The organism is Polyangium fumosum (assembly GCF_005144585.1).
GTDB classification, from domain to species: domain Bacteria; phylum Myxococcota_A; class Polyangia; order Polyangiales; family Polyangiaceae; genus Polyangium; species Polyangium fumosum.
On sequence record NZ_SSMQ01000032.1, the window covers coordinates 1 to 12,028 of the forward strand.

The following is a 12,028-nucleotide window of genomic DNA, read 5'->3' on the forward strand; positions in this document are numbered from 1 at the left end:
GCTCCCGAGCACCATGCGCCGAGGGCACGGCCAGGGGAACGTCGCTTCGCTCCGAGGGTGCCCACGTGCGCCGGAACGGGTGCCCAGGTGCCAGCGGAACGGGTGCCCATGTGGAGCGGAATGCGCAAAAGGACCGAAGAAGGTAGAAGTCCACGCGTCATCATCGGCGTCCAGGTGAACAATGCAAGCACCCAGGTCGTTCGAGATGCCCAGCGCGCCCCTCGACCCTCGCCTCGGTTACTCGACCTGCCAGTCGGTGATCGTCGTCGGGACCGTGGCCCACACGTCCTCGCCCAGATCGCTCGTCACGCTCTCGCCCCCCGAGTAGACGGACCGGTGCTCTTGGTACCCCACCGAGCCGAAGTCGCAGGGCGAGAGCACCACCCCGGCGCCCGGCATGTACTGCACTTGCTGGTTCTCGGGCATCACGATGTCCTGGTCGAGGTTCAGACAGAGGCCGGTCGCCAGGTGAATGAAGTACCCGTTGGGATGGTGACCCCAGCTCTGGCGCGAAGGCGGCGCCGCGGGGCTCCCGTCGAGGTTCGGCTGCGGCGGCGCCAACGGCTCGCACGGCCCGCTCGAGAGGACGCCTGCGTCGTCCGCCTGGAGGCAGACCTTCTGGCCGAGGCTGTAGAGCTGGCCGGTCGTGGGGATGAATCCAAAGAGGAGGTCGGCGTTCGACACGTCGGCGTCCTCCCCGCATACCGGCACCGAGAACGTCCCGTCGGGGCTGGCGCTGAGGCAGACCCTGGGCGAAAGGGAGCTCGTGACGACATTACGGTAGTTGTTTCGCCCCGACTCCAGCTTGAACGCAGGGGCCTGGGTGTTGAACAGCGCGTTCTTGAACGCCAGGTAGTTGCTGTCGATGACGGTGTTTTGCTTCGTGCGGAGATCACGAAACTTGTTGCGCGCCTCGAGGAAGAACTGATTGCGCCGGTCGAACCGGTCGCTGCATTTGTTGGGTCGAAAGATGTTCCCGTGGCAATTCCAGTCGACGCGCAGCACCGTGGCGCCGCCATTCGTCACCATGGTGTCGATCTGGTAGTCCATGCTGTGGAAGTAGTAACTCCGCAGGAGGGTCTGCCCGCGCTGCACGAACCGGGTCTCGTGCTGGACAAGCAGGTCGATTGACGCCTGCCGCTCGCTCGCGAGCATATCTTCGAGGTTGTCGCGCTCGGGTCCAGGCTCGCGCAGCTCGTAGGCGAGTTGGTACATGCCGAGCTTGAGCGAAGCGAACTGCACGTAGACCGGGAGAATCGGCCAGTTGAGACTCGCGGTGTCTGACTCCAGGAAGACCGCGTGAATGGCGAGGTTCTCGAGGTCCTCGGAGAGCTCCGTCCGCTGGGCCACGGTGAGCGCGTCGATGTCCACGAGCTCGTCCTGGTAGGGCTCGAGGAGGCGGAGCAACGTGTCGGCGGACTGGACGAGCTGCTTTCGCAGGGCCTCGTCGACCACCTGGCCGCTGATGGCGACGATCTCGGCGCGGATCTGATCCATCGTCAGGAATTCGGCCTGGTTCTGGGAGCAGCGACCCGACTGGAGCGCGGCGAGGAGGGAGATCCCCGCGCTCGCGGCGTTGCCAGCGCCCGGGATGTAGCTGGCCATCTGGCTGGCGGCGCCCCAGATGTTCTTCGCTCGATCCGAGCAGTTGTTGGGGAGGAGGGCCAAGCTCGCCTCGTCGGTGGCCTCGATCGCGTCCGCGCGCTCGTCGTCGACGCCCGGGCCGTCGACGCAGCCGACCACGCCGGCGAGAAGCGCGCCCAGGCCGAAGAGCCGCACGGTCTTGGAGAACGCGCGGGAGGAGGTCTTGCTGTGGTTCATCGTTGCTCCTTGGACAGGTAGGGAAGGACAGGTAGGGAAAGCCGCCGCTGGCTCCGGGTTGCTCCAGCGACCCCTCCACAATGCGTCTTCGCAGAGACTCGAGAAACCCCGCGAATTCGCATCCCTCCCATAGGCGCAACGAATGACCTTCGTGGACCCGGAAGGCCGAGCCCGGCCGCGAACCGCGCCCCGCCAGGTCAGCGAAGCGTTTCTCGCAGGGGATGGGCTTCGTGCGCGAGGACAAATGGGGTGGCTGGTGATCGCTGCATGGCTCCCGCAGCGTGAAGCTAGAACGTCGAGCCGTCGCCCCGCCGCACAAGGCTCCGGGAGCGCGCACGCCGCTGACTCCCGGCGAGGATCACCCCTCCCAGCACGAGCAACCATGCTGCCCCGCCGCCTCGCTCCGCGCCGGCCATCCGGCAGCCGCAGCCGCTCTCTTCCGTCGACGGAGCGCCGCCGGCGCCGCCCATTCCACCGGCACCACCTGCGCCGCCGGCGCCGCCCATTCCACCGGCCCCGCCCATTCCGCCGGCACCGCCCATTCCACCGGCACCACCCATTCCGCCGGCACCACCTGCGCCGCCGGCCCCGCCCATTCCGCCGGACCCGCCCATTCCGCCGGACCCGCCCATCTCCATCGCGAACACGTACGCCGCGCCCGAGGAGCCGCCTTTTTCTGCATCGCTGGGCGCGCCGACGACCGCCGTGTCGCCGTCGAGACGGCAAGACCAGCCGAACCTGTTCTCCACCGCCACCGCGTCCGAGGCCGTGAGCTTGTTCGCCTCGGTCCAAACGCCGCCGCTCCTCTCGAAGACGTACGCCGATCCCGGCTGCGTCACGGCCGTCTTCATCGTGGGGGTACCGATGAGCACCCTGTCTCCCTGCACCGCGACGCCCCACCCGAACTGCGCTCTCTCCTGCGCGTCGCTCGCGACGAGCTTCTGCTGCTGGCTCCACGTGACGCCATTGCGGACGAAGACATACGCCGCGCCGGCCCACGTCCCCTTCTCGCTGTCGCCGATGGCGCCCACGACCGCCGTATCGCCGTCGATGGCGACCGAATACCCGAAGTTTTGCCCCACCGTCGGATCGGACGGGAAGACCTTTTGTTGCTCCGTCCAGGTCGCGCCGCTGCGTACATAGAGATAGGCCGAGCCACCATCGACGCTCATCGTGGGATCCGCGAATGCCGCGAGGATGGCCGTGTCGCCGGAGACGTCGACGGCATTGCCGAAATGCGTCGTGACGTGATCGGCCGGCGCGATCTTCTGCTGAAGCGACCAGGTCGAGCCGCTCTGGGTATACACGAAACCTCCGCTGCCCTCGCCCCCCAGAAGGATCGTCGTCCCGCTGATGGCCACGGTAGCGGCGTAGCTGCCGAGGGTCGCCGGAGGTGGCAAGAGCTTCTGCTGCATCGTATAGACGCCCCCGCTCCGGGCGTATACATAGGCCGAGCCTTTGTTCAGCCCGTTGTCGTCGTCGGAGGAGGCGCTGATGATCGCGATATCACCGTCCACGTCGACCGCGTGGCCGAAATAGTCGTCGGGCTGCCCGTCGTCGGGGGAGAGCGTCTGCGTCGGGGCGAAGGAGCCTCCCGCTCGAACGAAGACCTGCGCCACGCCGGATCGGCTCCCCTTGAGGTCGGCCTCTTCCGCGCCGACGATGATGACATCACCGGAGAGGCCGATCGCTTGCGCGGCGAGATCGCCGACCATCGGGTTCTCGAGGAAGAGTTTCTGCTGCTGGGTCCAGTTGAACTGCGCCACGGGGACGGGGGACGCCAGGGCGCGCGTGCCTCCGAAGGAAAGAAGGGCCCCGACGAGGAGCACGAGCGGGCGCCGACGCAGCATCGATGAAATGGGCATGCCGTTCATGGAGTCGTATATAACAGAGTCGGACGCATTGTCAGAATCGAAACGCCCACCTCCGCACGAACGACGCTCCCCTCGCCGCCGACCTTTGCGGCCGGGCGCGCCCTCGAAATGACGTACGCGCTCTTCGTCAACGTGCTCGAGCGAGACGAGGAGAGCGTCGTACGCAATGCAAAGCAGCCGGAGAACCGCGCCGCCCAGTGCATCCGGAGCTACGTGGACGCGGCGTACGTCGTGGAGCCACCCTTCGAGGATTGGGAGACGAACTTGTACGGAAGGGGTGGAGCGGCGCCCGGCGCGCTATTTGTTCCGAGGTGTCGCCGCGCCCGTTCAAGGGCGGCACGCTCGACGCCTGATCCACTGCGCCATTCGTCCCGCCGTTCGCGCCGCCGCGATCTCCCCGCGGCATCGTCGTTGACCGCGACGCGCGCGTGCTGCTAGGTATGCCACGCATGATCAAAACGTGGCTCCTCGTGCTCCTCCCGACGGTACTCGCGTGTTCGAGCAACCCTGTGTCCACCGTGCGCATGGGCGGGGTGTTTCCGCCGCGGCCAGCGGACTGCGCGCTCGAGCTGCGCACGGGCAACATGACCCAGGAGCTCCTAGCCAGCTACGACGCCGTGGGCACGGTCAACGTCCAGGGCGAGAGCGGCGAAGCGCCGAACGACCCACGGATTCTCTCGCTGCTCAAGCCCGAGGCGTGCGCGCTCGGCGGCGAGGTCGTGCTCATCAACACGTCGGCGAACGTCGCGTACCAAGGGACGACCAGGACTGAATCCCGTCACAGCTACTTGGTGTTCCGCAAGAAGACCGAGGGCGAGAAGCCACAGAGCCAGTCCTTCTGAGCACGGAGCCTGAACGCATTGGGCCCTGTGGCCGTGCAGCATGCACGCGGCACAGGTAGCGGGGGCGAATCCGTCCCCGTGCCACGCGCCTCATGGCAGGCACGCAGCTTCTCGGCAAATCCGCAGGCTCGCCGACTACGTTCTCGAAGGGGCGGGAGGGTGGCTCAGGCGTGCCTGGAGATGCACAGGCGCGTGGATGGGGCGGGGCCTTTGCGGATTACTTGATCCGCTCGATTCGCGAATGGTCTGGGTTGGCCCACTTGTACGTCGCCTGGAGCGTCACCTTGTCGGTTTCGATGGCCTCGACGCAGTAGAACGTGTCCTTGAAGAGCTGACAATCCCCGACGTTCATCGTGAACCCGAGGGGCGGGAGATAGTCCTTCGACCAATTCTTCTCGAACAGGTCCGACTCCGGTAAGCCTCCGCAATTGTAATTGAGAGCCGCGAACGGCTCGTAGCCATCGTCACGGATGGTGATCTGAATGAGGCGGATGTTGCATCCACTCACGTGGGCCACCTCATCGTATCGCAGGACGAGTTGATGGGGCGCATTTCGTTCGCATCCGCAGAACAATGCGAGCAGTCCGCCCACGAGGATGGCTGCGAGTCCGGGTTTGAGCGAGTCACCTGCACGACTCGAAGTTCCATGAATTGCAATCATCGCAGCTCCTGAACACGCTGTTACAGCAATCTGCACAGCTTACGGGGCATGACGCTGGCGCAGCCGTTGAAGCAGTTGTCTCGTTGCACGGCACATTCGTCAGGATCCGTGCAGGGTGGTCGCCTCCTGGGCTCGTCAACGCACCCCTCCACGAGGACCGCAACACAGAAGAGTGCAAGAAAGGTTTGCATGTCCCGTATATCGGCTTACGCCACCCCCGGGAGCCTTGTCAACATCCTACGACCACCGCGCGCATCCGATCGATTCTGCTCTCGTCGTCCTGACCATCGATCGCATCTTCGTAAGTACTCGAAACTGTTGAGCCCGACTCTGGTGATCGAGCTAAGAGTTTTGCGTACTTAGCGAGATGAGACCACAGGTCAGCTCCCTCCCCGCGCCTACACTCCGCAGGATGCGCGCCCCCCTCGTCCTCTGCTCGGCCGCGCTCGCCGCAGCTTGCTCCCCGGCTCCCGCGCCACGAATCGACCTCCCCGATTCACCCCAAGGCGACCTCGCCCCCACGCACGAGCGCGAGCTCCCCCGACGCGCCACGCGCGGCGGCATCGCATACGAGCTCTCGTGGTTGGATGATTTCGAGCAGGGGCTCGGCCCCTCGACGCTCGGGGACTGGACCTTTGGCTCGAACCTCGCCTGGCTCCATCCCTCGAATGTCCGCACCAGCGAGGGCGCCCTCGATTTGTGGCTCACCGCGCGCGGCGACACCGTCATCGACTCGGATCGCACGATTCTGGGCGCGGAATACGCTCGGACCGGCGCGCAGAAGTTCGGGCGGTTCCTCACGCGCATGCGCCCCACCGCGCACCCGGGCATGGTCGCCTCGTTCTTCACCGCCTTCTACCAGTTCGACGCCAGCGACTCGAAGCTGCTCGAGACCGCCGAGATCGACATCGAGTTCGTCGGCGGGACCAAAGCCGTGCAGTTTGCGCTCCACTGGGTGGACGATGGCGGGACGAAGCACCAAACGGAGAAGAGGGTGGACCTCGACTTCGATGCTTCCGCCGATTTCCACACCTGGGAGATCGAATGGCTGCCCGATCGCATCGCCTACGGGGTGGACGGGCGCGAATTGCACCGCTTCACCGACGCGGCGATCTTGCGTGAACTCGAGCACCCGCAAGAGGTGCGGGCCAACCTGTGGGTTTCGGACGTGGTGCCATGGGCCGGTGCCTTCAATCCGTCCGAATTGCCGCAGAGCAGCCGTTACCAATGGATCCACCTCGTGAGAAGCCATCGAGCCACACCTCGATGGCTTTACGGCTCAGACCAGGGTGTGATACAGCACAGCCATCGTGCCGGAATTACATTCTCTTCGCACCTCGCGCCGGGCACTATGGCTCGCGGCCTTGTCCAGCGTGCTCGCGGGTTGCGCGGAGAGCCGTCCGCTCCTCGCCGCTGGGGACCGCGCGTTCTCCGAGCATGCCTACGCCCAGGCGCTCGCGAACTACGATGCGGCGGCGACCACGATCGACCCCGAAGACGACGCGATCCGCGAGATCGCGACCAAGCAACGCGACACGCTCACGCAGCTCGTGAACGCCGAGGCGGCCGCGGCGCGGAAGGAGCTCGAGGCGGGCAAACCCCAAGCGGCGTTCGTGCGGCTCGAGGCCGCAGCCTTGCTCGCGCTCGACCGCAAACGCGCGGAGCTCATTCGCGAGGCGATCACGCCGGTCGGCTCGGCGATCGCGCGGGCGTTGTGGCCCGAGGTCGTCGCGAAGGCGAAGCCCGCGTCGTACACCGCCGCCCTGAAGCAAGCGAGCCGCCTCCTCCGCCTGGCGGACGAGAAACAGCTCCAAGAGGACTTTCGCCGAATCCAGGAGAGCGCGCTCGCGTTCCATCGCCAGCGCTTGACGGAGCTCGACGCCGCGCACCACGGCGCGCGCGCGCTCCACGTCGGCCTCGTGCGAATGTTCGGCGGGAAAGACCCCCTCGATAGCGACACGAGCTCCGCGCTGCGCCAGCGCGTTGATGTCGGTTGGACGCTCGGCGGCGACGACTGCAAGCCGATCGCAGCCGCTGCGGCAAAGCTCGGCGGGAGCAGTGGCTTGCCGACCGAGATTGAGTTCCGCGCGAAGTGCACGACGCGGTCCGAGCCCTACGTCGAGAAGGTGAAGCGCGAAAGGATCTCGTACGAGACGACGAGCCGCCTGGTCGGCGAATCGCGCTGTCAGAGCACCTCGACGTACGTGGGCACGGAGACGAAGACGGTTCGTGAAGACGCGCACTCCCGCTACGTCGAGACGTCACCGATCTACAACACGGGCCAGTCCTGCACGACCGACTATGTCCAGAAGGAAGAGAGTCGGCCCATCACCGAAACCTACTTCGAGGACGAGCACCGCTTGCGCTGGACGCTCGTCATCGAGGGCACGCAGCGCCGCCGCGCCGATGCCTCGTCGGCGAAGCCGATCACGCTGAAGATCCAGGTCGAAGGCGTCGATCCGGACAAGGCCCAGAACTCGCTGCTTATGGGCACGGAGAAGCAACGGCGGGCCGACGAGCTGGCATCGAAGGCGGAAGAAACCCTCCTCGCCGAGCTCGGGCCCCTGTTCACCGCCGTCCGCGAAGCACGCAGCGCCGAGCTCGTGACCCAGGCGCGCACCCACCTCGGGTCCGGCGACGAGGCCGCGGCCGAGGACGCGTTCGCGCTCGCGACCCTCGTTCGCCGCTCGCCGCCCCCCGAGGCGGTCTCCTTCTTCGTGAAGCGCTGGTCGCTCGACGAAGCGGACGTGAAGACCGCCCTCGTCGACGCGCCGCCGAGCAGCGGCGCCGTGCCGCTCGCGCTTCCGCCGCCCGACGGCGACGCGATGCGCGAGCACAACAAGAGAGCCGAGACGGAGGCGTTGATGCGCGCGGCGGCGTCCGCGGGGATGGGCACCTGGCAGATCGGGCTCGCGACGGCGTCTGCGCCCAACGAAGCGACCGTATTCGCGCCGGTGGTCGGCTTCGGAGGGTTCCTCGATGGGGTGTGGAAGGGGAGCGACGTGTTTTACCGGATGCCGCTTCAGGCCCGCGGTGGCTACGTGACGACGAAGGGGTTGATGCTCGACGCCGAGTTCCACGCCGGCATCGGCTACCGCGTCCTCGGGATCGGCCTCCAGCCGCTGCTCGGCGGAGGGATCGCCGGTATCGACACCGCCGACCGCGACAAGAATGCGGGCGTTCGCGTCAGGCTGCATGGCGGGTTCGGCGCGATGCTCGACGTTCAAGTCGCCGCGCCGGTGTGGTTCGCCGTCTGGTGGACGCGCGCCTACCGCTTGCAGGCGGAGGGGAACGCCTCGGATCCGGCCCATGCCGACAACATCGACGCCCGGTTCACGTGGGTCCTCGGGTCGCCGAGTGACCCGACGCGCCTCACGATCGGGGGCCGTTACTCGGACTATGACGGCAAAGGAAGTGGCCTCACGGGGCTCGCCGGCTACAGCTTCTGACGTTCCCCGCAGCACCGCCCCGCGGACGCGGCGGCGACGGCGTGGCAAAGGGGCAGGTTGCCGGCAACCACGGGCGACCCTCTCGACAAAGTCCCCAGCCGTTGCCGACGAGCCCGGCGAGCATGTCGGCAACCTCCCCGGCCCTTGCCGGCAAGCCCGGCGAGCACGTCGACTACCTCCCCAGCCTTGCCGACAAGCCCGGCGCGCATGTCGACAACCTCCCCGGCCCTTGCCGACGAGCGGTAGTGCGGTAATTACCGCAGTCGCCACCCAAATGACCGCAGTTTACTCCCCTCCTTTCGGGTCATCGAACCCGGGGAACAGGGAGAGCTGCCCCTTCGGTTCGGGCTTGGACCTCGGGCGCCAAGACAGGAGGTCAAGCTGCCCGGTCGGATCGGCGACGGGCTCGACCGGAGCAGCGGGCGCGACAACGGGTGGCGGCATGATCGGGCCATGAGAAGACCCCGCAGACGCCTTCCCGCCGCCCACGACACGAAGGAACCCGCGCCCGTTCGGAAGCTCCCGCGCCGTCGTCTCGGGGACGCGAGGCGCGAGGGGCTGACGCTCCGGAGGCTCGCACGGGCCCGCGGTGAGCAAGGCGGCTTGGAACTCTTCGATCGTCCACACGTGGTCCGTGAGCCCGAGCTGCATGGCGGGCGTGACGCGGAGGGTCTTCACGACCGTGCCGAGGTTGTACCAGGCGTAGTTCAGCGCGACGGCGGCCCGGTGGCGGTCGAGCCTCTTGCTGAACGCGTAGCAGAGGCGGCGCATGCGGCCGATGTGGTGCCGCATCGTGGCGTTGTTGCGCTCGATGTACGCCGTGCTCGCCGTGTCCAGGTTCGGCGCCCCGAAGACGACCTTCTTCGTGATGAACGGGTCGCGCGGGGGTTCGTAGCGGTGGTCGTCATCGCGGCGGCCCTTCCGCGTGTAGTTCTTCACCGTCATCGCGTAGTCGACGCCGGGCCCGAACGCGGAGCCGATCGCGCTCACGTAGGGCGCGAAGCCGTCCGAGGTCATGGCGGGCATGACGACCAGGCGCGCGCGGACGTCGTTTATGAAGGCCCGCGCGCTCTCTTCGTTGCGCTTCCCCACGTACCAGCCGATCACGAAGCGGCTCGACGCGTCCAGGGCTACGAAGGTGTACGCCTCCCCGACCTCGGGCCCGTCCTCCGGGGTCACGCGCGCCTGCTTCTTCCCCACGTAGGACCAGATTTCATCGACGGTCACGAGGCTGCATTGCAGGCCACGCGCGAGCCGATTGTGCAGGTTCACCGCGCCCTCGCCCAGGGTGAGCGCGAGCCGTCCGATCGTCTTCTGTTGGACGCCGGTCATCCGCTCGATCGCCCGCTCGGAGTTGCCCTCTACGAGCGCGGCGAGAACGCGGAGACGCTTCTCCTCGGAAAGGAAGTTCGCCATCGGGGCCTTGCCCTGGCGACGGTCTACCGGGTGCCCTATGCGCCCTCACCGCGTCGCCATTCGATGGGTAGAAGGTACCACGAAACGAGCCTAAAACGCGGAGAATCGGCGCAGCGATCGGACACGGAATGTCCTAAGCCCAGGCGACCACGCGCAAAGGGCCCGACGGATCCGCGCGAGCGTGCTCTGGCATGGGAGGCATACACGACGGTGGGCATGTATCTGCCCGTTAATCAAATCGAATTGGTAGATAATGGCGGGTGTGTGTACATGGCCGACGCGGGGGACGGCTACGAGGCCATTATCACGGATGCGCGTACGTGGTGGTTCGCGGTGTGCTTTTGTGCCGGTTCGGTCGTGTGGTTCACGTGCCTGGACGAACCGTTACTTTGCTGAGTCGATTACGCGCCGAACGGCATCGCCGATTGCGTCGTACATCAATGCGCCAAGGTTAGGAGATTCGATGTCACCGTGGTTGAACGTACGATAGTGCTCATACCTCTCCTGGTGCCCGTCTGGACATTCGAGCCCGTACACGATGAGCTGTTGCACCGATTCGTCTGCGACTAAATGAATGGGCTGTTTGATACTCAGCTTCGGGAACGCCCTCAGTTTAAGCGTATACATTGCCCGATCGAAGGTGTTCAGACGATGCGGAGTGCCATCACTGTATTCGATGAACTGATTCGTGTCGAATTCGGGTTCGTTCCCTTGGATCTGCAAGCGGTCGACCCACTTGTTCAGAGCGTCCTCGATGATTGGACGTGCGCCGTTTAGAACGCGCTGAAACTCTCTTGGTAGGGTAAGCGCTTGTGCATGCTCGCGTTTGTCGTCATCGATGCCCATGGGGATGTCCTCATGGGCGAGGCGCGAGGTATACCGATGCCCTTGACGTGGGGTCGGTGCCCTGCCATGGTCGGCGGCATCCCTGCCAAGGATGTCGGGCGAGCATGACGAGGCGAAAGCCACGCGGCTCGCCCTTCTCTTTGGTGAACCCGACGAGCCCGTGATGGGCCCGTCGGCCGAACGGCGAACCGCTCGGCGCGGGCATGGATGGTCGGTTACAGACGGGGCGTCAAGAGGCGGGAGAGGGGACGGGCGAAGCGGTGTCGATCCGGGCTTCCAGCTCGCGGATGCCGCGGAGGATCTCCCGACGCAGGTAGGCGCGGGCGTGGACGCGTTGCGACGGCGCCGCGGTCGCATCTTCGGCGAGGGACCGAAGGCTCGCGACGACGGGGCGCAGCGCGCCCGCGTAGGCCGCCAGCGCGGCGGGGTCGGTCGTCTCGACGGGCGCCCGAAGGCGCTCACGTTCCCTGACGCGGGAGCGCTTCATGCCGCCCTCCCGATGACCGGCGTGGTCACGACGAGCTTGCCGCCAAGAAGGACCTCCACCGCGACGCCTGCAACGGCGGCGAGGCGGATGGCGAACGTGCCCGTCGGGGGCGTGCCCTTCGGGTTCGCGATGCGGCGGACGGTGTTCGCGGGCATGTCGAGCCGCGCTGCGAGCGCGTTGAAGCTCCCGAACGCGCGGCGGAGTTTGCGCACCGCGACGCGCACGTGGCGCGCCTCGTCCTCGGAGAGCATGAGCGCGCCCGACTTGCGGCGGCGCCTCTCCTCGGGCGCGGCGGGCGGGCAGGGCGGATCGTTCTCTTGGCCGTAGCTACCGGGCCATGACAGATCGTGCATGGGCGTGACCTCGTGACAGCGTGGTTGCGTCAAGCGGGCTCGGAGGTGCTTCCAACACCTTCGGGCCTGCGCCTTTTCAGGCACGCACATCGTACGTCACGTGAAAGCCGATTCCGTCAAATGACGGCACTTTGCCTCAAATGACCGCACCACCCGACGAGCCCGGCGCGCATGTCGGCAACCTCCCCAGCCCTTGCCGACGAGCCCGGCGCGCGTGCCTTCGACCTCTCGCACCTCGTTCGCTACCGCTGGGGCCACCGGCTTCTTCTTATGCCGTGG

General features: G+C 66.6%; 10 protein-coding genes and 1 pseudogene. 4 read left to right on the forward strand and 7 right to left on the reverse strand.

Annotated elements, in window-relative coordinates; all coding sequences use genetic code 11:
* Positions 1-237: 237 nt before the first annotated feature.
* On the reverse strand, positions 238-1,821 hold the full coding sequence (locus E8A74_RS27345; protein ID WP_136932025.1) for an RICIN domain-containing protein: 1,584 nt from the start codon (positions 1,819-1,821) through the stop codon (positions 238-240).
* Between the two features lie 287 nt (positions 1,822-2,108).
* Positions 2,109-3,686: an FG-GAP repeat protein gene (locus E8A74_RS27350; RefSeq protein ID WP_170229407.1), complete on the reverse strand. Its 1,578-nt coding sequence runs from the start codon at positions 3,684-3,686 to the stop codon at positions 2,109-2,111.
* Positions 3,687-3,803: 117 nt separating this feature from the next.
* Here E8A74_RS27350 and E8A74_RS56080 point away from each other — a divergent pair, with 117 nt between their 5' ends.
* Together E8A74_RS56080 and E8A74_RS27360 are read left to right on the forward strand one after the other, a co-directional pair.
* Positions 3,804-4,133 carry a DUF7677 family protein gene (locus E8A74_RS56080; RefSeq protein WP_136932027.1) on the forward strand — a complete coding sequence of 110 codons (330 nt, stop codon included), beginning with the start codon at positions 3,804-3,806 and terminating at the stop codon, positions 4,131-4,133.
* An 11-nt stretch (positions 4,134-4,144) separates the two neighbouring features.
* On the forward strand, positions 4,145-4,537 hold the full coding sequence (locus E8A74_RS27360) for a hypothetical protein (protein ID WP_136932028.1): 393 nt from the start codon (positions 4,145-4,147) through the stop codon (positions 4,535-4,537).
* Positions 4,538-4,754: 217 nt separating this feature from the next.
* On the opposite strand, the gene E8A74_RS27365 is transcribed toward E8A74_RS27360, so the two are convergent.
* Entirely contained in the window at positions 4,755-5,045 is a 291-nt protein-coding gene (locus tag E8A74_RS27365; RefSeq protein WP_136932029.1) for a hypothetical protein, read from the reverse strand.
* 565 nt (positions 5,046-5,610) lie between these two features.
* Between E8A74_RS27365 and E8A74_RS56085 the strand changes: the two are divergent.
* Positions 5,611-6,318 (forward strand): annotated as a pseudogene (locus E8A74_RS56085) (family 16 glycosylhydrolase); the annotation flags it as partial.
* A gap of 244 nt (positions 6,319-6,562) precedes the next feature.
* The gene (locus tag E8A74_RS52740; RefSeq protein ID WP_232379764.1) at positions 6,563-8,647 is read left to right on the forward strand and encodes a hypothetical protein; all 2,085 of its coding nucleotides are present in this window, start codon (positions 6,563-6,565) and stop codon (positions 8,645-8,647) included.
* A 285-nt stretch (positions 8,648-8,932) separates the two neighbouring features.
* Here the strand turns inward: E8A74_RS52740 and E8A74_RS27375 are convergent, their stop codons facing one another.
* The 4 genes from E8A74_RS27375 to E8A74_RS27390 form a co-directional block, all read right to left on the reverse strand.
* Positions 8,933-10,063 carry an IS1 family transposase gene (locus tag E8A74_RS27375; RefSeq protein WP_136932030.1) on the reverse strand — a complete coding sequence of 377 codons (1,131 nt, stop codon included), beginning with the start codon at positions 10,061-10,063 and terminating at the stop codon, positions 8,933-8,935.
* A gap of 384 nt (positions 10,064-10,447) precedes the next feature.
* Positions 10,448-10,909, reverse strand: a complete 462-nt coding sequence (locus tag E8A74_RS27380; RefSeq protein WP_136932031.1) for a hypothetical protein — start codon at positions 10,907-10,909, stop codon at positions 10,448-10,450.
* A gap of 229 nt (positions 10,910-11,138) precedes the next feature.
* Complete coding sequence (locus E8A74_RS27385) at positions 11,139-11,396, reverse strand: hypothetical protein (RefSeq protein ID WP_136932032.1); 258 nt, start codon at positions 11,394-11,396, stop codon at positions 11,139-11,141.
* Positions 11,393-11,749 carry a hypothetical protein gene (locus tag E8A74_RS27390; RefSeq protein ID WP_136932033.1) on the reverse strand — a complete coding sequence of 119 codons (357 nt, stop codon included), beginning with the start codon at positions 11,747-11,749 and terminating at the stop codon, positions 11,393-11,395. The genes E8A74_RS27385 and E8A74_RS27390 overlap by 4 nt, the downstream gene beginning before the upstream one ends.
* Positions 11,750-12,028 lie beyond the last annotated feature (279 nt).